This is a genomic window from Serratia sp. CY82433 (assembly GCF_052166535.1).
In the GTDB taxonomy this organism is placed as follows: domain Bacteria; phylum Pseudomonadota; class Gammaproteobacteria; order Enterobacterales; family Enterobacteriaceae; genus Serratia; species Serratia sarumanii.
Genome location: NZ_JBJNOR010000001.1, coordinates 978,509 through 1,002,209, shown reverse-complemented (window position 1 = coordinate 1,002,209; position 23,701 = coordinate 978,509). Strand labels below are relative to the sequence as shown.

25 protein-coding genes and 3 tRNA genes are annotated in these 23,701 nt (G+C 58.2%); 10 read left to right on the top strand and 18 right to left on the bottom strand.

Going from position 1 to position 23,701, the window contains the following annotated elements:
* Positions 1-45: 45 nt before the first annotated feature.
* A complete protein-coding gene (locus ACJ8PI_RS04885) occupies positions 46-315 on the top strand; it encodes a hypothetical protein (RefSeq protein ID WP_033646469.1) in 270 nt (89 codons plus the stop codon).
* A gap of 68 nt (positions 316-383) precedes the next feature.
* Here the strand turns inward: ACJ8PI_RS04885 and ACJ8PI_RS04880 are convergent, their stop codons facing one another.
* The 3 genes from ACJ8PI_RS04880 to ACJ8PI_RS04870 form a co-directional block, all read right to left on the bottom strand.
* On the bottom strand, positions 384-935 hold the full coding sequence (locus ACJ8PI_RS04880; RefSeq protein WP_033638004.1) for a hypothetical protein: 552 nt from the start codon (positions 933-935) through the stop codon (positions 384-386).
* Positions 901-1,182, bottom strand: a complete 282-nt coding sequence (locus tag ACJ8PI_RS04875) for a hypothetical protein (protein ID WP_033638003.1) — start codon at positions 1,180-1,182, stop codon at positions 901-903. The genes ACJ8PI_RS04880 and ACJ8PI_RS04875 overlap by 35 nt, the downstream gene beginning before the upstream one ends.
* 141 nt (positions 1,183-1,323) lie before the next feature.
* Entirely contained in the window at positions 1,324-1,776 is a 453-nt protein-coding gene (locus tag ACJ8PI_RS04870; protein WP_074026547.1) for a PaaI family thioesterase, read from the bottom strand.
* Between the two features lie 231 nt (positions 1,777-2,007).
* On the opposite strand from ACJ8PI_RS04870, the gene ACJ8PI_RS04865 reads away from it, so the two are divergent.
* Positions 2,008-3,348: an anaerobic C4-dicarboxylate transporter gene (locus tag ACJ8PI_RS04865; protein ID WP_033646470.1), complete on the top strand. Its 1,341-nt coding sequence runs from the start codon at positions 2,008-2,010 to the stop codon at positions 3,346-3,348.
* A gap of 178 nt (positions 3,349-3,526) precedes the next feature.
* Here ACJ8PI_RS04865 and ACJ8PI_RS04860 read toward each other — a convergent pair.
* From ACJ8PI_RS04860 to uvrY, 6 genes are all read right to left on the bottom strand, one after another.
* A tRNA-Leu gene (locus tag ACJ8PI_RS04860) sits at positions 3,527-3,612 on the bottom strand.
* A gap of 10 nt (positions 3,613-3,622) precedes the next feature.
* Positions 3,623-3,696: transfer RNA gene (locus tag ACJ8PI_RS04855), tRNA-Cys, on the bottom strand.
* Between the two features lie 674 nt (positions 3,697-4,370).
* Positions 4,371-4,446, bottom strand: a tRNA-Gly gene (locus ACJ8PI_RS04850).
* Between the two features lie 144 nt (positions 4,447-4,590).
* On the bottom strand, positions 4,591-5,139 hold the full coding sequence (pgsA, locus tag ACJ8PI_RS04845; protein ID WP_033637960.1) for a CDP-diacylglycerol--glycerol-3-phosphate 3-phosphatidyltransferase: 549 nt from the start codon (positions 5,137-5,139) through the stop codon (positions 4,591-4,593).
* Positions 5,140-5,197: 58 nt separating this feature from the next.
* Positions 5,198-7,030 carry an excinuclease ABC subunit UvrC gene (uvrC, locus tag ACJ8PI_RS04840; protein ID WP_033637959.1) on the bottom strand — a complete coding sequence of 611 codons (1,833 nt, stop codon included), beginning with the start codon at positions 7,028-7,030 and terminating at the stop codon, positions 5,198-5,200.
* On the bottom strand, positions 7,023-7,679 hold the full coding sequence (uvrY, locus tag ACJ8PI_RS04835; protein ID WP_004927947.1) for a UvrY/SirA/GacA family response regulator transcription factor: 657 nt from the start codon (positions 7,677-7,679) through the stop codon (positions 7,023-7,025). Before uvrY ends, uvrC begins: the two co-directional genes overlap by 8 nt.
* Before the next feature lie 703 nt (positions 7,680-8,382).
* Between uvrY and ACJ8PI_RS04830 the strand changes: the two genes are divergently transcribed.
* A complete protein-coding gene (locus ACJ8PI_RS04830) occupies positions 8,383-8,607 on the top strand; it encodes a DUF2594 family protein (RefSeq protein WP_004927950.1) in 225 nt (74 codons plus the stop codon).
* A gap of 121 nt (positions 8,608-8,728) precedes the next feature.
* Complete coding sequence (locus ACJ8PI_RS04825; RefSeq protein WP_033637958.1) at positions 8,729-9,070, top strand: GlpM family protein; 342 nt, start codon at positions 8,729-8,731, stop codon at positions 9,068-9,070.
* A gap of 18 nt (positions 9,071-9,088) precedes the next feature.
* Here ACJ8PI_RS04825 and ACJ8PI_RS04820 read toward each other — a convergent pair whose 3' ends face one another.
* The gene (locus tag ACJ8PI_RS04820; protein ID WP_033654185.1) at positions 9,089-9,520 is read right to left on the bottom strand and encodes a hypothetical protein; all 432 of its coding nucleotides are present in this window, start codon (positions 9,518-9,520) and stop codon (positions 9,089-9,091) included.
* Positions 9,521-9,691: 171 nt separating this feature from the next.
* A complete protein-coding gene (locus ACJ8PI_RS04815; protein WP_164134011.1) occupies positions 9,692-10,006 on the bottom strand; it encodes a hypothetical protein in 315 nt (104 codons plus the stop codon).
* Between the two features lie 544 nt (positions 10,007-10,550).
* Here ACJ8PI_RS04815 and ACJ8PI_RS04810 point away from each other — a divergent pair.
* Positions 10,551-10,910: a hypothetical protein gene (locus tag ACJ8PI_RS04810; RefSeq protein WP_033637955.1), complete on the top strand. Its 360-nt coding sequence runs from the start codon at positions 10,551-10,553 to the stop codon at positions 10,908-10,910.
* 41 nt (positions 10,911-10,951) lie between these two features.
* Here ACJ8PI_RS04810 and ACJ8PI_RS04805 read toward each other — a convergent pair whose 3' ends face one another.
* From ACJ8PI_RS04805 to ACJ8PI_RS04790, 4 genes are read right to left on the bottom strand one after another with little or no spacing between them, the layout of a single operon-like run.
* Positions 10,952-12,220, bottom strand: coding sequence for an NAD(P)/FAD-dependent oxidoreductase (locus tag ACJ8PI_RS04805; RefSeq protein WP_060438847.1), 1,269 nt, complete (start codon positions 12,218-12,220; stop codon positions 10,952-10,954).
* Positions 12,213-12,473, bottom strand: coding sequence for a (2Fe-2S)-binding protein (locus tag ACJ8PI_RS04800; RefSeq protein ID WP_033637952.1), 261 nt, complete (start codon positions 12,471-12,473; stop codon positions 12,213-12,215). The genes ACJ8PI_RS04805 and ACJ8PI_RS04800 overlap by 8 nt, the downstream gene beginning before the upstream one ends.
* On the bottom strand, positions 12,470-13,594 hold the full coding sequence (locus ACJ8PI_RS04795; RefSeq protein WP_164134120.1) for an NAD(P)/FAD-dependent oxidoreductase: 1,125 nt from the start codon (positions 13,592-13,594) through the stop codon (positions 12,470-12,472). Before ACJ8PI_RS04795 ends, ACJ8PI_RS04800 begins: the two co-directional genes overlap by 4 nt.
* A complete protein-coding gene (locus ACJ8PI_RS04790) occupies positions 13,594-14,541 on the bottom strand; it encodes a 4-hydroxyproline epimerase (RefSeq protein WP_164134119.1) in 948 nt (315 codons plus the stop codon). Before ACJ8PI_RS04790 ends, ACJ8PI_RS04795 begins: the two co-directional genes overlap by 1 nt.
* A gap of 389 nt (positions 14,542-14,930) precedes the next feature.
* Between ACJ8PI_RS04790 and ACJ8PI_RS04785 the strand changes: the two genes are divergently transcribed.
* The 5 genes from ACJ8PI_RS04785 (at position 14,931) to ACJ8PI_RS04765 (ending at position 21,228) form a co-directional block, all read left to right on the top strand.
* Positions 14,931-15,785, top strand: a complete 855-nt coding sequence (locus tag ACJ8PI_RS04785; protein ID WP_033637947.1) for an AraC family transcriptional regulator — start codon at positions 14,931-14,933, stop codon at positions 15,783-15,785.
* A gap of 208 nt (positions 15,786-15,993) precedes the next feature.
* Complete coding sequence (locus ACJ8PI_RS04780) at positions 15,994-16,914, top strand: dihydrodipicolinate synthase family protein (protein ID WP_033654192.1); 921 nt, start codon at positions 15,994-15,996, stop codon at positions 16,912-16,914.
* Positions 16,915-16,968: 54 nt separating this feature from the next.
* Complete coding sequence (locus ACJ8PI_RS04775; protein ID WP_164134118.1) at positions 16,969-18,585, top strand: aldehyde dehydrogenase (NADP(+)); 1,617 nt, start codon at positions 16,969-16,971, stop codon at positions 18,583-18,585.
* A gap of 44 nt (positions 18,586-18,629) precedes the next feature.
* Positions 18,630-20,195, top strand: a complete 1,566-nt coding sequence (locus ACJ8PI_RS04770; protein ID WP_033646537.1) for an APC family permease — start codon at positions 18,630-18,632, stop codon at positions 20,193-20,195.
* A 19-nt stretch (positions 20,196-20,214) separates the two neighbouring features.
* Positions 20,215-21,228 (top strand): Ldh family oxidoreductase, encoded by a 1,014-nt coding sequence (locus ACJ8PI_RS04765; protein ID WP_164134117.1) that lies wholly within the window; start codon positions 20,215-20,217, stop codon positions 21,226-21,228.
* A gap of 45 nt (positions 21,229-21,273) precedes the next feature.
* Here ACJ8PI_RS04765 and ACJ8PI_RS04760 read toward each other — a convergent pair whose 3' ends face one another.
* The 3 genes from ACJ8PI_RS04760 to ACJ8PI_RS04750 form a co-directional block, all read right to left on the bottom strand.
* Positions 21,274-21,954 carry a hypothetical protein gene (locus ACJ8PI_RS04760; protein WP_033637942.1) on the bottom strand — a complete coding sequence of 227 codons (681 nt, stop codon included), beginning with the start codon at positions 21,952-21,954 and terminating at the stop codon, positions 21,274-21,276.
* 177 nt (positions 21,955-22,131) lie between these two features.
* Positions 22,132-22,560 (bottom strand): universal stress protein, encoded by a 429-nt coding sequence (locus ACJ8PI_RS04755; RefSeq protein WP_033637941.1) that lies wholly within the window; start codon positions 22,558-22,560, stop codon positions 22,132-22,134.
* A 181-nt stretch (positions 22,561-22,741) separates the two neighbouring features.
* The gene (locus ACJ8PI_RS04750; protein WP_033646539.1) at positions 22,742-23,458 is read right to left on the bottom strand and encodes an autoinducer binding domain-containing protein; all 717 of its coding nucleotides are present in this window, start codon (positions 23,456-23,458) and stop codon (positions 22,742-22,744) included.
* Positions 23,459-23,701 lie beyond the last annotated feature (243 nt).

Genomic DNA, 23,701 nt, shown 5'->3' with positions numbered 1-23,701 from the left:
CCGCCATTTTCCGAGACTGTCGCTCGCGATAAAGAGGACCGCATCATGACCGACTATGCGTTCTACAATCAGATCCTGACCCGGCTGGCCGCCAATCACCCCGGCACGCTGGATGAAAAAACCTATGAACTGTGGAAACAAGACGCCACCAGCCCGCACGCCTTCGCCGATCCCTTCGCCTATCTCAAAACCAAGGGCCTGATACAGGCCTATGTGATGAGCGACATCGACGAGAACAACTATGATATCGACCCGCATCAAACGCGGATCACTGCCGCCGGTCTCGAATTCATTCGCAACGGCGGGTTCAAATAAGGGGGATACCCGCCAACAAAAAACCGCCAGACGGCGGTTTTTTTTACTCTAAAAGCGGGCGAACCGGCTCAGGCGGGGAAAGGCCGGTAAAAAATGCGCAGCACTTCGTTGTCGCCCTGGCGTAAAAAACCGCCTTCCGGCTGCCAGCGCAGATCGCGCGCCAGATTGAGATTTTCCCAGCCGACCGCGCCCCCCACGCCGATGCAAAGATTTTTATTGCCGGCGGCAAAGCCTGCACCGGTGCCGATCATGGCATGCAGCAAACGGGGCGCCGTCGCGTCACGCAGGGAAAATATGCCGATAAAACATCCCTGCGGCGCGCGCAACATATCGGCCATGGTGCGGATCTCGGTATCGTCAGGGCTGACGAAATGTTTGTATTGCTTATCGAATACCGTCTGCCACAGCTGCTTGTATTTCGCCTTGCTGAGCGCGCCTGAACGGTGGGCGCACAGCACCACCGCATCCCAGCACATCTCCCCGCTCAGCGAAAGATACTCTTCCGTATCGGCTTGCGGCTTGTCGGCGTAATGCCGCGCAAATTCAGCCGCATTCAAATGCGGCGGCACGGCCTGTTTGGCAACGTCACTCTTGTAGCGTTTGAAATTCAACCAATGCATGGGAAGTATCCTCTTCATCCGCTAGATTTATGAAGCTGAAGCCGTGGACGAGACGAGCCATCAAATCCAGGGCGTCGTCGGCGATGGCCGTTTCGTCGTCATTCAACCCCTGTTCCACCGACCGCTCAATCGCATTCATCACCGCCGGAGCGCTGGTTTCCTCCCCCTGCGCCACCACGTCTAATACGGCTTTGCCGATCGCCAGACAAAGCTCATGATCAAACTCAACCTCTTTATACGGCTGCATAATCACTCCGATAAATTTTTACCCAAGAATACTAGACCACAATGGCGTATCGCGCCTGTCATCGTAGCGTAGCAATCTATGCAGCCGAAGAGAAATGCATCGGGCCCCGGGTTGATAGCCCGAAGCCCGATAACGAGCAGGTTATTGCGGTGCTTGTTCGGTGGGGCGAATGATAAAACAAGTGGCGGTTGCCGAAGCCAGCAGCTTCCCTTCCGCCGTTTTGAGCGTGCCTTCAGCGAAAGCGACGTGCTTCGCCGCATAGACCAGACGCCCCTCGGCGATCAGGTCACTCTCCTTCGGCACAGGGCGCAGCATTTTTACCTGCAGATCGACGGTGCCGTAACCTACGCCTGCGCCCAGCGTACTGTGCACCGCGCAACCGGTCACCGAGTCCAATACCGTGGCGGCAAAGCCGCCATGTACGCCACCCAGCGGATTCAGATGGCGCCCGTCTGCCCGCGCCACGATGCGGATATACCCTTCTTCCACCGCAACCGGCTTCATGGGCACGGTTTCAGCGATCGAGGCCGCTGGGATCTTGCCGGCCATTGCAGCCTGTAACAGCGCCAGCCCGGTCATTTTTGTCGGGTCCATGGTTTTCTCCTCGGATCAGTAAACCTCTCATATAGTAGAGGTCTGACCTGTTGGCTTGCTTTTTCGTGCTGGTGGCTCCTTCCCCCTTGATTCACTGAGTGTGAGCACCATCACTCTTTAGCGTTAATAACCACAATTTTTTAGCGCCTTTAGATTTAAAACAATTTTCTGTTGTAACCGCCGCCGGAAACTGAACGCAGTTAAGTTCAACATTATTAAGGCGTATCTATCATGGATTTCTTTCTGCAATTAGCGGTTATATTGGCATGCCTGCTGTATGGGGCGCGCAAGGGCGGCATTGCGCTGGGGTTACTGGGCGGTATCGGGTTGATGATCCTGGTGTTCGGCTTTCACCTGCAGCCCGGCAAACCACCGGTAGACGTAATGCTGGTGATCATCGCGGTGGTGGCGGCCTCCGCCACCCTGCAGGCCTCGGGCGGGCTGGACGTGATGCTGCAAATCGCCGAACGGATGCTGCGGCGCAACCCGCGCTACGTCTCGATCATCGCACCGTTCGTGACCTGCATTCTCACTATTCTCTGCGGCACCGGGCACGTGGTGTACACCATCTTGCCGATCATTTATGACGTGGCGATCAAAAATAACATCCGCCCGGAACGGCCGATGGCGGCCAGTTCGATCGGCGCGCAGATGGGCATTATCGCCAGCCCGGTTTCGGTAGCGGTCGTTTCACTGGTGGCGATGCTCAGCAGCTATACCTTCAATGGCCGCCATCTGGAATTCCTCGATCTGCTGTCGATCACCATTCCTTCCACCCTGTGCGGCATTCTGGCGATCGGCATCTTCAGCTGGTTCCGCGGCAAAGACCTGGACAAAGACCCGGAGTTCCAGAAATTCATCTCGGTGCCGGAGAACCATCGCTACGTCTATGGCGATGCCGCCACCTTGCTGGATCGGGTGCTGCCGCGCAGCAACTGGATCGCCATGTGGATTTTCCTCGCCACCATCGCCCTGGTGGCGGTGCTGGGGGCATTTTCCGAGCTGCGGCCCAGCTTCGGCGGCAAGCCGCTCTCCATGGTCCTGGTGATCCAGATGTGCATGTTGATGGCCGGGGCGCTGATCGTCATCATCACCCGCACCAACCCGGCGTCTATCTCTAAAAACGAAGTGTTCCGTTCCGGCATGATCGCCATCGTGGCGGTGTATGGCGTCGCCTGGATGGCGGAAACCATGTTCGGCGCGCACCTGGCGCAGATCGAAGCCACGCTGGGCGTGCTGGTGAAAGAGTACCCCTGGGCCTATGCGCTGATCCTGCTGCTGGTGTCGAAATTCGTCAACTCGCAGGCCGCCGCGCTGGCGGCACTGGTGCCGGTGGCGCTGGCGATCGGCGTCAACCCGGCCTATATCGTCGCTTCGGCGCCGGCCTGCTACGGCTATTACATTCTGCCAACCTATCCCAGCGATCTGGCGGCAATCCAGTTCGACCGCTCCGGCACCACCCGCATCGGCCGCTTCGTGATCAACCACAGCTTTATTCTGCCCGGCCTGATCGGCGTTAGCGTCTCCTGCGTCTTCGGCTGGATCCTCGCTGCGGCGTTCGGTTTCTTATGATTGGTACTGCGGAGCCCTGCGGGGCTCCCTGCAAGCAGGATGACAATCCATGGGCATGTGGTATGACAAAAAAAGGAAGAATACAGGTGTAACGCGAATTTCAGGCACAAAAAAACCGCCTCTCGGCGGTCTACGACATTACTACTTATTGCTTTGATTATTCGGTATTTTTGTTCCCTGGTACCCGGGGCGGGACTTGAACCCGCACAGCCATAAGCCGAGGGATTTTAAATCCCTTGTGTCTACCGATTTCACCACCCGGGCTCGGGAAAGTTGGAGGCGCGTTCCGGAGTCGAACCGGACTGGACGGATTTGCAATCCGCTACATAACCGCTTTGTTAACGCGCCTTTATTCTGTTTGCCTTTTCAGGCCAAAGCCGGTGATTCACCCACTTCGTTTTGTTCTTTTGATCGGCGATGTTGAAATCGCTTATCTTAATCATCTGATTCTTAAGTAATTTATTTCGTTACCGCCGAATCGATGGACTGCATTATGGACTAAACCCCCCACCTTGGCAACCCCCCGAAATAGCAAAAAGTTCTCTAACGCTTTCAACTGCTTATTTTGTGGGCGCACTGTTCACAATGCCAACGGAAAGGCAAGCGGAATGTTGATTTTATATGCATCGGTTCAGGGATTCACGGGCAAATCGGATCTTTTTTCTCGGCAGGAATCGCTTACCCGCGCCCTCTGCGGCTTTTCACTTGCTTATGGTGATGGGATATCAGGCATAACATTATCATGAATCTCCGGTGCCGCTGCCCCGAACGGCCAACGCAACTGCAAGGCTGGAGACTGACGTCAGATTGTGCACCGTACGGCGCCCAATCAAATGCGCCTGATTGCACCATGCAACGGATGCATCCTGGGGTATGAAAACGACAGCAGATATAGTGGCAATAATCGAGGTAGCAGGATGAAGAAGGGTTTCACCGGACGGCAAAGGAATAGAAAACGAAAAAGGGGCCGAAGCCCCTTTTCGCTTACCTGCCGAATCACGGGGATTCAACAGGATAATGTTTGGAGCGGGAAACGAGGCTCGAACTCGCGACCTCAACCTTGGCAAGGTTGCGCTCTACCAACTGAGCTATTCCCGCATTACCAGAACTGACTGATTTATTTGCTATCTTTCGGCAATTCATCGTTGTCGTCTGATGCGATGCATTCTACTTGCCTGACGTGATGAGTCAATAAAATTGTTGGCTCATCACGATCGTTTGCCGATTTTTGCAGCGTATCGATCACGGTTCCAGCAGATCGTTGCGCGCCGCTTTCAAATATTGGAACATCGACCAGAAAGTCAGCACCGCCGCGATATACAGCAAGCCAATCGCCACATACTCTACGGAGCGATCCGGCCGCCACAGCAAACCCACCAGCGACATCATCTGCGCCATGGTTTTCACTTTGCCGATCCAGGATACCGCCACGCTACTGCGCTTGCCAATTTCCGCCATCCACTCGCGCAGCGACGAAATGATGATTTCACGGGCGATCATGGTGGCCGCCGGCAGCGTGATCCACCAGCTGTGGTAGTGCTCCGCCACCAGCACCAGTGCCACCGCCACCATCACTTTGTCGGCGACCGGATCCAAAAACGCCCCGAAGCGCGTCGTTTGTTTCCAGCGGCGTGCCAGAAAGCCGTCAAACCAGTCGGTGACGGCGGCGAACACAAAGATAACGGCGCAAACCATCGGAGCCCAGTTGAACGGCAGATAAAACGCCAGCACAAAGAATGGGATCAGAACTACGCGAAACAGGGTAAGCCAAGTCGGTATATTCAATTGCATAATGCTACGGTAACTATCTGGCTAGAGTGGAAATTAAGAGTATGTTGCTACATTGCCCTCAGTGTTTCAATGCATTGTAGATCTTTTCTGCCAATGCTTGTGAAATACCCGGCACTTTTGCAATTTCCTCCACGCTGGCGTTCAACAAAGGTTGCAGTCCGCCCATATACTTCAACAGCACCTGGCGCCGTTTCGGCCCTACGCCTTCAATCAGCTCCAATGCGCTGGTATTTCTGACTTTCGCCCTTCTCTGCCGGTGGCCGGTAATCGCATGATTGTGCGAATCGTCGCGGATATGTTGGATCACATGCAGCGCCGGCGAATCCGGCGGCAGCGAAATCCCCTCGCCTTCCGGCACGAAGAACAACGTTTCCAATCCGGCCTTGCGATCGGCGCCTTTGGCGATACCAATCAGCAGCGGCTTATTCTTGTCCCAGGTGACGTTCAGCGATTTGAAGACGTCGATCGCCATGCCGAGCTGCCCTTTACCGCCGTCGATAAAGATGACATCCGGGATCTTTTTCTCTTCCAGCGCCTTGCCGTAACGGCGCTTCAGCACCTGCGTCATCGCCGCGTAGTCATCGCCGGGAGTGATGCCGCTGATATTGTAGCGCCGATACTCCGCTCGCACCGGGCCGTTACCGTCGAACACCACGCACGAAGCCACGGTCTGTTCGCCCATAGTGTGGCTGATATCGAAGCACTCCATGCGGTTGATTTCCGTCAGGTTCAGCACCTTGGCCAATTCCGCCAGCCGCTGATGAATAGTCGACTGTTGCGAAAGCTTGGTGGTCAACGCCGTTGCCGCGTTGGTACGCGCCAGCTTCAGATAACGGGCGCGGTCGCCGCGCGGTTTGCTTTGAATTTGGATCTTGCGCCCCGCCAACTCGGAGAGCGACTCCGCAAGCAGGTCTTTTTCCGGCAGGCTGAAATCCAGCAGGATCTCGCCGGGCAGCGTGCGCGCTTGGCTACCCTGCAGATAGAACTGACCGACAAAGGTCTGCACCACTTCGCCCATATCCGTGCCGCCCGGCACTTTAGGGAAATAGCTGCGGCTGCCCAGCACCTTGCCCTGACGGATGAACAGCACGTGCAGGCACGCCATACCGGCATCGAACGCCACGCCGATCACGTCCAGATCGTCGCTGTCGCCCGACACGAACTGCCGCTCGGTGACGCGGCGCACGGCCTGAATTTGATCGCGAATGCGCGCCGCCTCTTCGAAATTAAGCAGTTTGCTGGCTTCTTCCATACGCGCAATCAGCTGGTGCAATACCTGCTGATCTTTGCCCGAAAGAAACAGCCGTACGTAGTCCACCTGCTGCCGGTATTCTTCTTCGCTCACCAGGCCGGCAACACAAGGCCCCAGACAGCGGCCGATCTGATACTGCAGGCACGGGCGCGACCGGTTGCGATATACGCTGTTTTCGCACTGGCGGATCGGGAACAGCTTCTGCAGCAGCGCCAGCGTTTCGCGTACGGCGTAAGAGTTGGGAAAAGGCCCGAAATATTCGCCCTTGGCGTGTTTGGCGCCGCGGTGCACTGCCAAACGGGGATGGGTATCCGCACTGAGAAAAATCAGTGGGTAAGATTTATCGTCTCGCAAAAGAACATTATATCGCGGTTGGTACAATTTAATGTAGTTATGTTCCAACAGCAGCGCTTCTGTTTCGGTATGGGTAACCGTTACGTCTATTTGCGCGATATTTTTAACCAGCGTCTCGGTTTTACGGCTGCTGACCTGCTGCCTAAAATAGCTGGCGAGACGCTTTTTCAGGTCTTTGGCTTTACCGACGTAGATCACCGTACCCGTGGCGTCGTACATACGGTAGACGCCGGGCTGGCTGGTGACGGTACTCAGGAAGGCTTTGGCATCAAAACGGTCATTCACTGCTTAACAACGTCTCCGCATTGAACAATCCATGTCGGATGGCCAGGTGAGTCAATTCGACGTCGCCGCTGATATTCAGTTTGCTGAACATGCGGTAACGGTAGCTGTTCACCGTTTTCGGGCTGAGACTCAGTTGCTCCGAGATCTCATTCACCTTTTTGCCTTTGGTGATCATCAACATGATCTGTAACTCGCGTTCAGACAGGCAACTGAACGGCGTTTCAGCCTGCGGCTCCAGCTGACTCAGGGCCATCTGCTGGGCGATATCAGACGCGATATAGCGCTGCCCCGCATGCACGGAACGCAAGGCGTTAATCACTTCCTGCGGCGCGGCGCCCTTGCTCAGGTAACCGGCGGCACCCGCCTGCATCACCTTCGCGGGCAAAGGATTTTCAGTATGGATGGTCAACATGATGACTTTGACGTCGGGTGCATAACGCACAATCTTGCGCGTGGCTTCCAGCCCGCCAATGCCCGGCATATTCATGTCCATCAGCACGATATCGACAGCGTTGCCACGGCACCATTTTACGGCGTCTTCACCGCACTGAGCCTCACCGACAACTTTTATACCTTTGATATCTTCAAGAATGCGTCGTATCCCTGCGCGCACCAGTTCGTGGTCATCAACAAGAAGAACGCTAATCAAGGAAAAATCTCCAAAAAAAGGGAGTAACGCAATCGGCCTCTGTTTTCGCCAGAGATATTACTTGTTTTTCAGACAAGAATGAACACAGATTAATACATACTTTCGAATAACTTTGCGGAGCAGAGCTGATTTTTCAATTTTAGCCGTCTATGCCGCCGATAAATCGTCACGTTGGAAAAGATCGGACGACGAAAATAATTGCGCGGCGCTGCACCAAACACAGGATAGCGCGGCAATCATGTTGCGCGTGAGAAATCTGTGTAAGCAATCGCGACATGCATAATATTAACACGGCCGTTGGCTGTTTGTAATCATTTGATATTTAAAGGCGTAACAAAATCCGCCGCCAACGTGGGTTTGGCAACCCGCGTTCGAAACTATTATTCTCGGCAAACGCCGGTAAAATCGGTGTTCCCCGCCCAAATAATTATAATCCCCCCCATTGTTCAACAATAACGTGCCGGACAAATACTTGTTAACCACCTCGAAATAACTGGCCGACAGCGGATGATTCAGCATGGCAATGAGCGAACGTTGCCCACCCGCATGACCGGAGCAAGCCCGGTGCAGATGACGGACGCATGCTATGCTATACTCCGCGCCCAGTTAAATTCGCCGCTGCGCGCGGGGCAACGTTTAGCCCGCGCGCGGTGCGCCAAAGCAGCTTGTATCAGGCTACGGCCTCAAAAAATCAGGAGAGAAAATGAGCAACGTTGATTTCACTACGTCTGCAAACCCGGAAATCTTGGCGACCGAGGTTGCCTGCCTCAAAGCTACGCTGACGCTGATCTTGAAGTCGATCGGCCAGGCCGACGCCGGGAAAGTCATCATCAACATGGAACGTTTCATCGCCCAGATTGAAGATCCTACCCAGGCGGAAATCTTCAAGAACAGCATTCAGCAAATCAAGCACGCTTACCGTCAGTAAGCGTTGCATCCCAGACCCGCACTTCTTGTGGGTCTGCTTTTCACCGCGCTACGCCACACCCCATTGATCTTGCACGTGCTTTCGGGCAGTGTGTTGACTTTCCCCCACACCCGAGACCGTTATGGCCATCCTTGTCAAAGCGCTGATCGGCGCGCTGGTCGTGGTTCTGATCGGCCTGTTGGCCAAAACGCGCAACTATTATATCGCCGGTTTAGTCCCGCTCTTTCCCACTTTCGCCCTGATTGCGCATTACATTGTCGGCAACGAGCGTTCCATTGCGGCGCTGAAAACCACGCTGATTTTTGGCATGTGGGCGGTGCTACCCTACCTGGTGTATTTGATCTCGCTGTATTTCCTGATCAACAGTCTGCGGCTGTCGTTGGCTCTGGGGGCGGCGGTACTGTGCTGGATTGCGGCAGCGTGGCTACTCATTACGCTGTGGGGATGGTGGCAAGGGCGTTAACGCCCTTGCCAGGGCAGATTACGGTCGCCCCGCCTGCAAAATGAAGCCACGCTGCCGATCGCCGGCGATACGCAGATAGCGGCTTTCACCGGCGCGCAGCGTCATCGGTATACTGCCGCCGGTCTCACGCCAAATACACAGGTGATTCTCGATCATATCTTGCCCGATACTGACCGAAACATTGCCTGGCGGCACGCGAAACTCTGCTTTTTCTTTCGCCTCCAGCGAAGCGGCAAACTCCCCATTCACATAGACGCCGGTGCGGCAGCTGCCCGCCAGCATTCCGCTGTCGCGCACCACCACCACCGTGGCGTAAGGCGTATCCGGGATATTCTGATAGAGCATCAGACGGCTTGGGGGGGGCAACTCAGCCTGTTGCGGCGGCACGGCTTGGGTCGCACATCCCGTCAACAGTGCAGAGGCAAATAACAACGCGGCGTAATGCTTCATCCTTGGCTCCTGAAGAAAATAATGCTTATCGTAACAAGAGAATAGCTGTATCCAGTAGCATTCATACCGCAGAGACGAAAAAATCGGATAACTTCCCACTCCTCCCACGAACCTGCAGGGATAAGAAGATTCTGCATTAAAGCCATTGAAATAAAGGCGATTATTGCAGATTTAAAACTTGATCATGCCACGTTGGATATCTGCAGCAAAAGCGCCACTGACGTAACTGAAACCATCCTGCGTGACGTAAACCCGGGTATGGCCGGTCTCTGATAACACCGCCACCATATATCCCAGGGCGATCATTTCATGAGACGGAACGTTCATCGGAGTTAGAAATCCGCGGCTACGGCACCACTGATAAAAGCGAGTTCGCCCATATCCCAACACGGAGCCAACATCGGAGAGGTGCTTAAAAGTATCATAATCCTCTGATGGTGCAGGTAAACCGTCATGACTTTCAGGCGTTTTCTTTATCCCTAACAAAATAAACTCCTTTTTTGTAGCTGTCGCGAACGGTTATCCTTCCTCTGAACTGAATTTAAAAAATCCAAAATTAAAATGCAAATGAATTCCCTGTAACTAAAAATTCTCTTCTGGATAAAATCCGAAAATAAAACCCCATTAAAAAAACAGAAATAAAAAAATAGGGTATTAATACCGAGAATTAAATTCTTGGCATGGGTAAATATCCTAAATAAAGATAATATTCAAACCAGCCAAGAAAATACTTAGCCTGCATATTATTTCTCTACTCATAACGATGCAATGAAGCTCGGATCCTTGCGGCAAAAAGAGAATGAATAAAACCAGCGCCACATCGGCCTGCCCTCGCCATGAGGTCGCCGCTTCCTACAGACTTCACTCAATGCGCCACATCCTCTCTCAAAGCGGCACTTCCTCAATCATACCTAAACAATAACCATTATCATTTCCAATTATTGCGCCAGTTTATTACACTGCCCTACCTCACCGGTTAGGAACATTCCTAGTCAGCGAGCCTCAGGATAGAGAAAGAGTTAGGGACACCATGAAGAATTGCCGTTGTTTGATTGCCTTGCCGTTATTGATGTTGACCGCCTGCACCCAATGGGAAAGGCCCGGCGCGGTTGAGAGTACCCGAAATGCCGAATATGCCGAATGCCGCAGTCGCGGCTACGAACGTTTTCCGCCGGACGTGGTGCGGGACGTGGAGTTCAGCTACGAAAACAAATACATTCCTTGCGAGAAAAATAAGAAAGACTGTCCATCGGGATACCGCTATGACAAGGAACCGTCGATTAAAACAGTGCAAACCGATCGCAATCAGTCCGCACGAGACGCCACCATCGAAGCCTGCATGTACGGCAAAGGCTGGCGAGAGAAAACCTACTATTGGCCGCAATGGTGATATAGCGGCGTTTGCCGGGTGCGGAATGCCCGCTAACCCATTCAGCCGTCGTCGTCATCGCCAAGCAGCCCCAGCGCAACCAACGTTTCCGCTCTGACCGGCGTTAAAGGCACACGCGGCGGCGGCAAAGGCCAGCCAAAAAGCTGCCTCGCCGCCGTCGCACAAACTTTACCCTGACATGCCCCCATGCCACAGCGGCTGCCCAGCTTGGCCGTGTGCCAATCCGGTTGATGACGCACCTGTTCCAGCATGACGTCTTCACAGCGGCACAGCAGCGTTTGTGGTTTGGCCAGCGAATCCAAACGCTCATCGAGAGCGAAGGCACTGGCCGCCGCCATGGCGAAACGCCGCCATCGCCGCCGCTGCGCCGCCAGGCGATCCGCCTTTTCCCGCTGCCCGGTGGCAGCATAACCGGCGATGGTGCCCTCGGTGAGCGCCAATTCACTGCCGCCGATGCCGGTACATTCCCCAGCAGCAAAAATTTGCACCTGGCTGGTTTGCTGCCAATGATCCACCGCTACGGCGTCGTGTTCTATCCGACACCCCAGCAGCATCGCCAACTCAATGTTCGCCACCAGACCAAAACCGCAGGCCAACCTGTCGCAGGCGATCGTTCTTTCCCGCCCGCCGTTATTGACGCGCACCGCGGTTAAACGTTCTTGCCCCAACGCCGCCTGCACCCGGCTGCCGGCACGGTAACGATGCGGCATCAGAGAAAACGCCTGACGCAGCTTGCCTGGCCAACGCCACAGGCCGCCGGTGAACGCCGCCAACCGCCAAAGCGGCGCCTGCTCAGCCACCAGCACCACCTCGCCTCCGGCCTGTTTCACGCTGTTCGCCACCGCCAACAGCAGCGGCCCGCTGCCGGCTATCGCCACTCGTTCGCCGCGGATAGCCAGCCCTTGCTTGATTTGCGCCTGTAGACCACCGGCGCCGGTCACCCCCGGCAGCGTCCAGCCGGGGAACGGCAGCAGAAGTTCACGCGCGCCATTGCATAGAATCAGCTTTTGATAGCGAATCACGCCGCAGCCTTCGGCGTCTTCATATGCCAATCGGTTAGCGCCACACTGCGCCACCAGCTTGCAACCGGGCTGCAGCGCAATATTTTCCTTCGTCGCCACCGCCTGCCGATAGCGGTTCGCCGTTTCAGGCAAAACCACCTGTGGCCCATCGCGCCAAATTTGCCCGCCGGGATGCGGATTATCATCAATCATTCGCACCTGGCCACCGCTTTCCGCCGCGGCCAGCGCCGCCGCCATGCCGGCCGGCCCGGCACCGACGATCAGCACCTCACAGTCTAAGTTACTCATCATCGCTCCTCTCAATGCGCATGCCGGCTTGGCACAGCGTTTGGCACGCCAGGCGACGCAGACCGTTAATGGTCACACGGCATTCCTGACAAACGCCCATGCCGCAAAAGGGAGCGCGCGGTTGATGTGAAACAGACAACCGACAACGATCGTCACCGCACAGGCTGAGCGCCGCAGCAACGCTGAGACCAACCGGCACCCGCCGGTGCTCGCCATCGATGCTCAACGTGATCGTGTTTTGTCTTTCATTCATACAGGCAGCTCCTCGGCGGCAAACGCCCGCGCCGCCAAATACGGGGAATCGTCAATCTCCGGCGTTTGCCGGCCGATCTGCGCAGCGATCAGCGCAGCGCTGCCGAGGGCGGTCGTGACGCCCAATCCCTCGTGCCCCAGTGCCAGCCACAGCCAGGAATACCGTGGATGCGCGCCCAACAGCGGCAGCCCGTCGGCGGAGGCGGCGCGCAGCCCGGTCCAGCAGCGAATGATGTTCATCTGCGCCAGTGCGGGCAAGAAATGCTGCGCACGCGCAAGCATCGCCGCCAACAGCGGCATGTCCAACGCCGAATCGACGGCGCCGAACTGGCGAGAAGAACCGATCAGCCATTGCCCGGTGGGCCGTGCCTGCACATTGAATGCCACCGACGTGCCGTCGCTGGCATGCGCGCTGGCCCCATACCCCAACTCCACCAGTTGATGCCGCACCCGCGGTGGGTAGCGATCGGTGATCGCCAGATGGCCCTTTTTGGCGTGCAGCAAAGTCTGCGGCAATAGGCCATTGGCCCCAAGGCCGCAGGCCAGGAGCACCACCGGCGCGGCCAGGCGCCTGCCGTCCGCCAGCCGCACGGCTCCCTCTTCCAGCGCTGCCGCTTCGCCGTGCACCACGTCGATTGCCGCACCACCGTCGGCCAACAGCCAGCGAGCCGCGAGCGGCGCATATAGAATGCCGTCGCCCGGCACCCGCAGTCCGCCGGCCAGGCCGTGCCGCAGCATCGGCTCCATGGCGGCGATCTGTTCCGCCGTCAGCAATTCCGCGGCCACACCCTGCTCCGCCAGCCGCACCCGCTTTTGCTCGGCGACGGCCATTTCATCCGCTTTATCCGCCAGCCATAGCGTTCCGCAGCCGCGCCAGGCACACGCTTGCGGCATGCGCCCCGTCACTTCACGCCATAACCGCAGTGAATAAGCGCTCAACGCCAGCTCGGCCGGATTATCGTCCATGCACACCAGATGCCCCATGCCGGCGGCGGTGGCGCCGGCGCGGCGATCGTCCACCACCGAGACGCGATAACCTTCCCGCGCCAACCGCCAGGCGCAGGCGGCGCCGATGATGCCGGCGCCGACCACGATGACATCGGCTCCCCGCTCGGCGCCCATCAGCGTATTCCCCAGACGAAGGGATCGCGTTCGTCGAGCAGCAGCTGGCTATCGGCGCACACGTAGGCCTGCCCGCGAATAAAGGGGGCGATGCGATCGCCGTTCCAACGATAATAGGCCTGGAATTCGCTGCCGATCACGCTGGCCTGCCGCCACTGCGTGTCCGGCGGCAGTTTGCCGTCCGCCGCCAGACACGCCAGTTTGGCGCTGGTGCCGGTGCCGCACGGGGAACGATCATAGGCTTTACCGGGGCACAGCACGAAGCTGCGGCTGTCGGCCTGCGGATCGTCACCGAACAGTTCGATATGGTCTATCGCTCCGCCGTCTTCACCGTGAATGCCCGCCTGTTCCAACGTCTGCCGCACCGCCCAGGTGAACGCGGTCAACGCCTCCAGATTTTGTTTATCGATGGACAACGGCGACTCGCCGATCAGGAAGAACCAGTTGCCGCCCCAGGCAATGTCACCGGTCACCGGCCCGTAACCCGCCACCTCAAGCCGCACCTGGCGGCGGTAACGATAAGCCGCCACGTTCTCTACCGTGACGCTGCCGTCCTCGTGCAGCGTGGCGTTTACCGGGCCGACCGGGGTCTCTATCAGGTGACGCCCGGCGTGGATGCGCCCCAGGTGCGCCAGCGAAGCGATCAACCCGATAGTGCCGTGCCCACACATGCCCAGATAGCCGCTGTTGTTAAAGAAGATCACCCCGGCGGTGGCCTGTGGCGAGCAGGGTTGGCACAGCAACGCCCCCACCAGCACGTCATTGCCGCGCGGTTCGAGCATCACCGCGCAGCGCCAATCATCATAATGTTGCGCGAAGCGCGCCCGCCGTTCCGCCATGCTGCCCGCGCCGAGATCGGGAAAACCTTCCACGATCAGGCGGGTCGGCTCTCCGCCGGTATGAGAATCGATCGCCCGCAAAGCGGTGATATGCGCAGAAAGTGCCATCGGCGTCTCCTGAGTTAATGAGATGTTACCAATGGCGTTAGCCTGAACGAATGTGGGCTTAACGGCTTGATGCGTTTCGGCGCGGCGAATGAAGAAATCAGCATAGTGACAAAAGTCAGGCCTGACGCGTTGCGGGCATGATATTAACGAATGCCATAACAATAACTTATTTATCATGGCGTTACCTTCATGCTAAATCTCCGCATGACGAGAAACGCCGCAGTTTTCAAGCAACCGCCACGCACCGTCCGGCAAAAGTATGCGGCAATCCGCATATTTGGCAGGTGGCCGGAAATAGCGCTTGATTCGTTACAGAAAAGTTAATATTGATGCGAAGACATCAACCTGACCCGCCTGTTTTCCCGGCTAACGACCGAAAAGGGACTGCTATGAGATCCACTTCAGACTATCAGCCTCCGGTTTCTCTCTCGCCGCCTTCACTCGTGGGGCTGCCGGAGCAGGAGGACGTTTTTGCCGTCGAACATCTGTCACGCCTGTGCGACGGGCTGGCGCAGCAGCGCCCGAACAACCTGCGCGATTTGCTGAATACGCTGGCGCTGATCGCGCCGTTGCTGAACGCGATCCCCAACGTGGTGTTCTTTATCAAAGACGCCCAGGCCCGCTACCTGCTGGCCAACCTCACGCTGGCCAGGCGCTGCGGTTTCAAAACCGTCACGCCGCTGCTGGGCAAAACCTCCGCCGACGTTTTTCCCGCTCAGCTCGGATCCGGCTATACCGAGCAGGATCTGCGGGTATTGCGCCACGGCGTGCTGATCCAGGATCAGCTGGAAATGCACCTGTACAACGGCCGAGAAACCGGCTGGTGCCTGACGCAAAAGCTGGCGCTGTATGATGCGCAGGGAAAAATCATCGGTATGGCGGGTATTTCTCACGATCTGCAGGAGGCCAGGGCCAATCACCCGGCCTACCAACGGCTGGCGGCGATCGACGTACACATCCGCCGCCACTATGCCCGGCCGATCGCGCTTGAGGAGCTGACGGCGCTGACCGGGTTGTCGGTGGCGCAGATCGAACGCTACTGCAAACGTATCTTCCACCTCACCCCGCGCCAGATGATCCATAAAGTGCGGCTGGAAAAGGCCACGGAACTGCTGGCCGGCGATCTGCCGATCACCGACATCGCGCTGCAGTGCGGCTACACCGATCACAGCGCCTTCAGCCGTCAGTTCAAAGCGATGACCGGCTCCACGCCGCGCGATTTCCGCCTGACGCTTTCCGCTTAACGCGCTGATTTATCTGGTTACCCCCCTCTTTTCAAGATGCGCCGGCGCCCGGATTTTTCACGCCCGCGTTCCGCCGGCATTGTGCCAATTTCGTCGCGGCAATCGGCGAAAAGCGTCAAGCCTCCCTGCGCAATACCGGTCAATCTGTCGGTGAGCCTTACCAAAGATTCACTTTTCATTAACACTTACGGACGACAGGACAAAGACGATGAGCCATAAAGCCATAAGCTGGAGCGGCGTATTCCCGGCGGTGACGACCCAGTTCCGCAACGATTTCTCTCTGGATCTCGACGCCACTCATACGGTGATCAAAAACCTGGTGCGCGACGGCGTCTCCGGCCTGGTGGTGTGCGGCACCGTCGGTGAAAATACCTCAATGACGGTGCAGGAAAAGCTGGCGGTGATCGAAGTGGCGCGAGACGCCGCCGACGGTAAAGTGCCGGTGATCGCCGGCATCGCCGAGTTCACCACCGCCTTCGCGCAGAATATGGCGCGTGAAGCGCAAAAGGCCGGCGTCGACGGGATTATGGTGATGCCGGCGCTGGTCTACTCCGCCAAGCCGCACGAAACCGCCGCGCATTTCCGCAGCGTCGCCGGCGCGACCGATCTGCCGATCATGGTCTACAACAACCCTCCCATTTACAAAAATGACGTCACGCCCGACATCCTGACCTCGCTGGTCGACTGCGAGAACATCGTGTGCTTCAAAGACTCGTCGGGCGACACCCGCCGCTTTATCGATCTGCGCAACGAAGTCGGCGATCGCTTCGTGCTGTTCGCCGGGTTGGACGATGTGGTGCTGGAAAGCATCGCCGTCGGCGCGCAAGGCTGGATCTCCGGCATGTCCAATGCCTTCCCGCGCGAAGGGGAAACCCTGTTCCGGCTGGCGAAGGAAAAACGCTATGAGGAAGCATTGGCGCTGTACCGCTGGTTCATGCCGCTGCTGCACCTCGATGCCCGCCCTGACCTGGTGCAGTGCATCAAGCTTTGCGAACAGCGAGTCGGCCGCGGCAGCGCCGTCACTCGTCCGCCGCGCCTGGCGCTGCAGGGGGAAACGCTCAGCGAGATCAACGCCATGATCGATAAAGCGCTGGCCACTCGCCCGGCGCTGCCGAACGTCGGCCTGTAACGCCTTCACCGCCCGGCCATGCCGGGCGTCATGCTTTCTCTACCGGGGGAACCGATGCCCAACGCTCGCTATGCCGCCATCAGCGGCCAACAATTTATCGGCGGCCAGCGCCGCGCCGAAGGGGAAGCGGCGCTGCTCAGCCTGCGCGCCGACGACGGTCAGCCGACCGGTTACCGCTTCCACCAGGCCACGGCGGCAGAAACCGCCGCCGCCGCCGAAGCCGCCGCCGCGGCTTTTGCGCCCTATTCGCAGCTCAGCGCGGAACAACGCGCTAACTTTCTCGACGCCATCGCCGAGGAGATAGACGCGTTGGATGATGTTTTCTTCGCCTTCGCCATGCAGGAAACGGCCTTGCCCCTGGCGCGGTTGAGCGGCGAACGCGCCAGAACCAGCGGCCAGATGCGGCTGTTCGCCACGCTGCTGCGGCGCGGCGACGTCGAGGGCGTGCGCATCGACTGCGCGCTGCCGCAGCGTTCCCCCCTGCCGCGCCCCGATCTGCGTCAATACCGCACGGCGCTCGGCCCGGTGGCGGTCTTCGGCGCCAGCAACTTCCCGCTGGCGTTTTCCACCGCGGGCGGCGACACCGCCGCCGCGCTCGCCGCCGGCTGCCCGATCGTGTTCAAGGCGCACAGCGGCCATATGATCACCGCGGAGCTGGCCGCTCAGGCGATCGAGCGCGCACGGGAACGCACCGGGATGCCCGCCGGCGTCTTCAACATGATCTTCGGCAACCGCGTGGGGGCCGATTTGGTACAACATCCGGCGATTCAGGCGGTGGGATTCACCGGCTCGCTGCAAGGTGGCCGGGCGCTCTTCGATCTGGCGACGCAACGCCCTCAACCTATCCCGGTCTTCGCCGAAATGTCGAGCATCAACCCGGTAGTGATCCTGCCCAAGGCGTTGGCGCGGCGCGAGCAGCGCATCGCGCAGGAACTGGTCTCTTCCTTCACGCTCGGCTGCGGTCAGTTCTGCACCAAGCCCGGCGTGATCGTCGCGCTGCGCGGCGCCGCCTTCGATCGGCTGGCCGAAACGATGAGCGCCCTGGTCAACGCCGCCGAGCCGCAGCCGATGCTGAATGCCGGCACGCTGGAGCACTACCGTCACGGGCTGGCGGCCCTCGATGCCCACCCGGGTATGCGGCGTCTGGCAGGCCGCAGCGAAACGCCCGCTCTTCGCGCGGCAGCGCAGCTTTATCAGGCGGAGGGGGCACTGCTGCTGCAGGCCGACCCGCTGCTGCAACAAGAGGTCTTCGGCCCGGTCAGCATCCTGGTGGCGATGGATGACGAAGCGCAGCTGCATGCGGCGCTGGCGGCATTGCAAGGCCAGTTGACCGCCACGCTGCTGGCGGACGACGACGATCTCGCGATGGCCGCCGGGCTGACGACCCTGTTGGCGCGCAAAGCCGGTCGGGTGCTGTTCAACGGGTATCCGACCGGGGTGGAGGTGTGCGACGCCATGGTGCACGGCGGCCCTTATCCGGCCACCAGCGACGCGCGCGGCACCTCAGTAGGCACGCTGGCCATCGAGCGTTTCCTGCGGCCGGTCTGTTTGCAAAACACCCCCGCAGCGCTGTTGCCGCCGGCGCTGCAGGACGCCAACCCGCTCAACCTGCTACGGCTGGTGAACGGCGTTTACACCCGAGATCCCCTGGTTTCACCTGCCCAAAATTAGCCCGGCCGCATCTGCCTGCCACTCAATAACAAAAGGGTAATACCATGACAACCCAAGGCAAATTCAAGAAGCAGCTTACGCTCACCGATCTGACGTTCATCGGTCTGGGCGCCATCTTCGGCTCCGGTTGGCTGTTCGCCGCCAGCCATGTCTCCTCCATCGCCGGCCCGGCCGGCATCTATTCCTGGCTGATCGGCGGCCTGGCGGTGCTGCTGCTCGGCATCGTCTACTGCGAGCTGGGCGCCGCCCTGCCGCGCGCCGGCGGCATCATTCGCTATCCGGTATTCTCACACGGCGAACTGATGGGTTATCTGCTGGGATTTATCACGCTGATCGCCTTCTCCAGCCTGATCGCCATCGAAGTCGTCGCCGCCCGGCAGTACGCCGCCGCCTGGTTCCCGTTCCTCAGCCAGCCGGGTTCCGGCGACCCGACCCCGGTCGGCTGGCTGGTGCAGTTGGCGCTGCTGTGCTTTTTCTTCGCGCTCAACTATTACAGCGTCAAAACCTTCGCCAAATCCAATAACCTGATTAGCGTGCTGAAGTTTCTGGTGCCGCTGCTGGTGATCGTGGTGTTGTTCAGCTTTTTCAAACCGGAAAACCTGCACAGCCAGGGCTTTGCCCCCTTCGGTTCCGCCGGCGTTGAGGCCGCCATTTCCGCCGGCGGCATCATCTTTGCCTACCTCGGCCTGACGCCGATCATTTCGGTCGCCAGCGAGGTGCAACGGCCGCAGCGCACCATTCCCATCGCGCTGATCCTGTCGGTGGTGCTGTCCACCATCATCTATGTACTGCTGCAGATAGCGTTTCTCGGCAGCATCCCCAGCGAGATGCTGAGCGGCGGCTGGGCCGGCATCAGCCAACAGTTCTCCCTGCCGTTCCGCGACATCGCCATCACGCTCGGCATGGGATGGCTGGCGTTTCTGGTGGTCAGCGACGCGATCGTTTCGCCGAGCGGCACCGGCAACATCTATATGAACGCCACGCCTCGCGTGATCTACGGTTGGGCGCGCGCCGGCACCTTCTTCAAACTGTTCACCCGGGTGGATGGCGACTCCGGCATCCCCCGCCCGGCGCTGTGGTTGACCTTCGCTCTCTCGGTATTCTGGACGCTGCCGTTCCCGTCGTGGGAAAAGCTGATCGGCGTGGTGTCCGCCGCCCTGGTGCTGAGCTACGCCATCGCCCCGGTCACCGCCGCCGGGCTGCGGCGCAATGCGCCCGATATGCCGCGTCCGTTCCGGGTGCGCGGTTTCTGCGTGCTCGGCCCGCTGTCGTTTATCATTTCGGCGCTGATCGTTTTCTGGTCCGGCTGGGACACCGTCTCCTGGCTGCTCGGCTTGCAGATCCTGATGTTCTTCATCTACATCCTGTTCAAGAATCAGGTACCGACCCATGCCGTTAGCCTCCGGCAGCAAATTTGGTCCTCGCTGTGGCTGATCGTCTTCTATGCGCTGGTGATCGGGCTTTCCTATCTCAGCAGCTTCGGCGGCATCGGCGCTATTGCCCACCCGTGGGACACCCTCACCATGGCGGTGATTGCGCTGGCGATTTACTACTGGGGCGCCTATACCTGTTTACCCCAGGCCAATTTTATCGGCGATGAAGAAGAATGAACTCGGGGAGGACATCGAAATGACATCCATGCACGTGCTGTCGCTGGAACAGGCTTATCAACTGGCGTTGCGTACGCTGCGCAGCAACGGTTTCAATCAGGCGCATGCCGAGGCGGTGGCGCAAAATGTCACCCAGGGCGAACGCGACGGCGGCGCTTCTCACGGGCTATACCGGCTGTTGGGCTGCGTGCGATCGCTGCGGGCAGGCAAGGTTTCTGCCGATGCGATGCCCAGGTTGTTCGACCTGGCGCCGGCCATCTTGCGCGCCGACGCCGGCGGCGCGTTTTCCCTGCTGGCCTACCGCACCGCTCTGCCGGTCTTTATCGAGAAGGTGCGCGCCAATGGCATCGCCGCGCTGGCGATCAACCGCTGCGTGCATTTCTCCGCGCTGTGGGCCGACATCGAACCGCTGACCGAACAGGGGTTGGTGGCCTTGGCCTGCACGCCCAGCCACGCGTGGGTGACGCCGGCCGGCGGTTCGCGACCGCTGTTCGGCACCAACCCCATCGCCTTTGGCTGGCCGCGTGCGGATCGGCCGCCGTTTTTGTTCGACATGGCCACCAGCGCGGCGGCGCGCGGCGAAATCGAACTGCATCGCCGCGCCGGCACCCCGCTGCCTGAAGGCTGGGGCATTGATAAGGCGGGCAATCCGTCCACCGATGCCGCCAGCGTGCTGGAGGGTGCAATGCTGACCTTCGGCGGGCATAAGGGCTCGGCGCTGGCGGCGATGGTGGAATTGTTGGCCGGGCCGCTGATCGGCGATATGACCAGCAAGGAATCGCTGGCCTATGACGACGGTACCGGTTCGTCGCCTTACGGCGGTGAGCTGATCATCGCGTTGGATCCCGAGCGTTTTCTCGGTGCGGATAAGGCGAAATATTTCGCCGGAGCAGAGGCGATGTTTGCCGATATGCAGGCGCAAGGCGCACGCATCCCCGGCGAACGCCGTTATCGGCAGCGGCGCCAGAGCGAGCAATACGGCGTGGAAATCCCCAGGACGTTGTACGACGAAATCGTGGCGCTGTGCGATTAGCGCCGGGTTAATGCCCCGCGCCGGCAACCCGGCGCGGGGAAAGGCTTATCCTGCCTGAGCCAGATCGCTGTGCAGGCGCTTGCGCCACACCGGTTTGGTGTCCCAGCGGGCAAAGTGTTTCGCCTCTTTACCCGGCTGCACCTGATGCCACATATCTTCTTGCCACCGGATCGGTTCCTTTCCTCGCAACGTTGGGCGGGTCTGTTTAATCGTCCGTTGCAAGACGCCCGCTTCCTCAGCGGTAATGGGCGGCGCCTGTCTGGCGGCATCCAGCGCCCGGCTTCCCAACGGCGCCATCACCTGATACAACACGTTGACCTGCTGCAGCGTCGCCTGCTGATTAGTGCTCATCCCCTTACCCGACCAACCGTCGAAGTTTTCACCGGGATCGTCCCCCTGCGCGCGATACTCATTACCTGGCCCCTCGACGATATTCCATCCTTGCCAGGTCACCAGAGTGTGTAATCCATCGCGATCCTGCAGGTTTTTATTCTTGATCTGTTTGAGCACTTCGGCGCGGTTTGGCACACCGATCAGGTTCATAAACTCGTCCAGCGCGTCCCAATGCTGCCCCGCCACCAGACCATTCCAGACATTACGCAAACAGTTCCAGGGAATGGTGTGATGCCAGGTCAGCGTAATAAGCGGTTTGGTTGACGCATGTTGCCAACGACTCGGTTCACTGCCCCGATCGCCTCTGATAATCCCATCGACTTCTAATGGCATAGCTGCCCCTCTTCTGGCTGAGATGAAGAATATGCGCAAGGCCGGTGGCCCGGTTGGCATAAAAACGTCAGCTAAAATCGTAGCAGCTCAGGCTGAGATGGCAATAAAGCGCAAGGCACGCTCTGCTGCCGGCCGGCAACCGCAGAACGCGCCCGAAAACGGTGGGCTTAAGACGGATTATCTGACCACCATTACCGAAATATTGGCATGGCGAACGATAGCGGCGGCGTTAGATCCCAGCAGATAGGTTTTCACGCTCGGGCGACGCGAACCGATGATGATAAGATCGGCGTCGATCTCTTCCGCCAGTTCCAACACCTGATCGCGTGCAGAGCCGAAGCTGACGGTGTAATTGAGGCGATCCAACGGCAGATCGATTTCCGACATGATTTTCTTCAGTTTATCCACCGCCTTCACTTCCGCCTGATTCTCAAACTCCTTGAGACCGAACGAATAGGCAGTAACAAACGCCGAGGCATCCGGTAGCGCATGGAAGAAATGCACTTTAGCGCCGGACAGCTTCGCCAAATATTCCACATGCTTCAGCGCATGCTCAGTCAACAGATCCTCTTCAATATCGATCGGCACTAAAATAGTCTTGTACATATCACGTCCTTTCTATGTAAACCGGGTGCCTACAGAATACTGCCGCGCACGGCCGCGGTGAATCGCTTTATCACGCTTTTGTGATCGGGGGGTAAATACTGAATAAGGACAGTTCTTAATTTAACAAAATATAAACATCACGCCGATAACGGATAGGGACTTAATTATTTATTACTCAAGATTAAATCAGCTGCAAATAAACCGCTTTGGCGGTGGCGGCGGTCTTATTAGCGACAGAAAGTTTTTTAATCGAGTTGCCGATATGGAAATTGACCGTGCGCTCGCTCACCCCCATCAACAGCGCGATCTCTTCCGCCGTTTTCCCTTCGCTGCACCAGCGTAGGATGTCTTTTTCGCGCAGCGTCAGCACATCTTTTATCGCGTCGTCGTTCACCGAGATCAAGGCTTCACGCAGCGTTTTATGGGCGGTTTGCGCCAGCCAAAGGAAGAAGGTTTCATTTGCCGCCCGCGCTTGCGGCGTTTGCTCGGGTAGCGCTTTGCCGGCAAACGTCAGGATCCCCAGCCGGCCATAGCAATCCTTGACCGACTGCGACCAACCGGCGCACAGGCCGAACTGCGCCATATGCCGCCAAAGCAGCGGCCGCTCGTGATAAAAGCTTTCGTCCCACTGAAACTGCAGCGTGGAATGGTGAGCGCGCTCAATAACCGGATCCTGCAAATACACCCGCTGCCGCCGATAATCTTCGAGATAGTTCGCTGAAAAATTCCCTTCGATCAGCATTTTGGGGCGGCTGGCCGGATAACAGGAAAACACGATGTAAGAGAAATAATCAAACCCCAACGCCTCAGCGCAGGGCCCCAGCTGCGTCAGAAAACGTTCGCGATCGGCCAGGCTGCCAATCACCTCCGCCATGAGCCGTTGAGTGCGGGTATCCATAACGCAGGTTCTCCAGATAGCGATGCCGATTTATCGATAGGTCAGACTCACTATAGAATATCGCCGTCCGGCGTCAGTAGCCGTTTCATATAATAAAAAATACCAACGCTATAACGAAAACAGCTATTCCCCTTAAAATAAGTCTTTTTATTGCGCCGCACAGGAAAACTACGCGAATAGCATAATATCCTCGGCGCGTAAACCTGTTATTTCTACCGTTAGACAGCCAAGGCACCGCCAATT

Excerpts from the sequence above, each read along its gene's own strand:
- ACJ8PI_RS04885 (WP_033646469.1), top strand. The coding sequence starts at position 46 with ATGACCGACTATGCGTTCTACAATCAGATCCTGACCCGGCTGGCCGCC.
- ACJ8PI_RS04880 (WP_033638004.1), bottom strand. The coding sequence starts at position 935 with ATGCATTGGTTGAATTTCAAACGCTACAAGAGTGACGTTGCCAAACAG.
- ACJ8PI_RS04875 (WP_033638003.1), bottom strand. The coding sequence starts at position 1,182 with ATGCAGCCGTATAAAGAGGTTGAGTTTGATCATGAGCTTTGTCTGGCG.
- ACJ8PI_RS04870 (WP_074026547.1), bottom strand. The coding sequence starts at position 1,776 with ATGGACCCGACAAAAATGACCGGGCTGGCGCTGTTACAGGCTGCAATG.
- ACJ8PI_RS04865 (WP_033646470.1), top strand. The coding sequence starts at position 2,008 with ATGGATTTCTTTCTGCAATTAGCGGTTATATTGGCATGCCTGCTGTAT.
- pgsA (WP_033637960.1), bottom strand. The coding sequence starts at position 5,139 with ATGCAATTGAATATACCGACTTGGCTTACCCTGTTTCGCGTAGTTCTG.
- ACJ8PI_RS04830 (WP_004927950.1), top strand. The coding sequence starts at position 8,383 with ATGAGCAACGTTGATTTCACTACGTCTGCAAACCCGGAAATCTTGGCG.
- ACJ8PI_RS04825 (WP_033637958.1), top strand. The coding sequence starts at position 8,729 with ATGGCCATCCTTGTCAAAGCGCTGATCGGCGCGCTGGTCGTGGTTCTG.
- ACJ8PI_RS04820 (WP_033654185.1), bottom strand. The coding sequence starts at position 9,520 with ATGAAGCATTACGCCGCGTTGTTATTTGCCTCTGCACTGTTGACGGGA.
- ACJ8PI_RS04810 (WP_033637955.1), top strand. The coding sequence starts at position 10,551 with ATGAAGAATTGCCGTTGTTTGATTGCCTTGCCGTTATTGATGTTGACC.
- ACJ8PI_RS04805 (WP_060438847.1), bottom strand. The coding sequence starts at position 12,220 with ATGAGTAACTTAGACTGTGAGGTGCTGATCGTCGGTGCCGGGCCGGCC.
- ACJ8PI_RS04800 (WP_033637952.1), bottom strand. The coding sequence starts at position 12,473 with ATGAATGAAAGACAAAACACGATCACGTTGAGCATCGATGGCGAGCAC.
- ACJ8PI_RS04795 (WP_164134120.1), bottom strand. The coding sequence starts at position 13,594 with ATGGGCGCCGAGCGGGGAGCCGATGTCATCGTGGTCGGCGCCGGCATC.
- ACJ8PI_RS04790 (WP_164134119.1), bottom strand. The coding sequence starts at position 14,541 with ATGGCACTTTCTGCGCATATCACCGCTTTGCGGGCGATCGATTCTCAT.
- ACJ8PI_RS04785 (WP_033637947.1), top strand. The coding sequence starts at position 14,931 with ATGAGATCCACTTCAGACTATCAGCCTCCGGTTTCTCTCTCGCCGCCT.
- ACJ8PI_RS04780 (WP_033654192.1), top strand. The coding sequence starts at position 15,994 with ATGAGCCATAAAGCCATAAGCTGGAGCGGCGTATTCCCGGCGGTGACG.
- ACJ8PI_RS04775 (WP_164134118.1), top strand. The coding sequence starts at position 16,969 with ATGCCCAACGCTCGCTATGCCGCCATCAGCGGCCAACAATTTATCGGC.
- ACJ8PI_RS04770 (WP_033646537.1), top strand. The coding sequence starts at position 18,630 with ATGACAACCCAAGGCAAATTCAAGAAGCAGCTTACGCTCACCGATCTG.
- ACJ8PI_RS04765 (WP_164134117.1), top strand. The coding sequence starts at position 20,215 with ATGACATCCATGCACGTGCTGTCGCTGGAACAGGCTTATCAACTGGCG.
- ACJ8PI_RS04760 (WP_033637942.1), bottom strand. The coding sequence starts at position 21,954 with ATGCCATTAGAAGTCGATGGGATTATCAGAGGCGATCGGGGCAGTGAA.
- ACJ8PI_RS04755 (WP_033637941.1), bottom strand. The coding sequence starts at position 22,560 with ATGTACAAGACTATTTTAGTGCCGATCGATATTGAAGAGGATCTGTTG.
- ACJ8PI_RS04750 (WP_033646539.1), bottom strand. The coding sequence starts at position 23,458 with ATGGATACCCGCACTCAACGGCTCATGGCGGAGGTGATTGGCAGCCTG.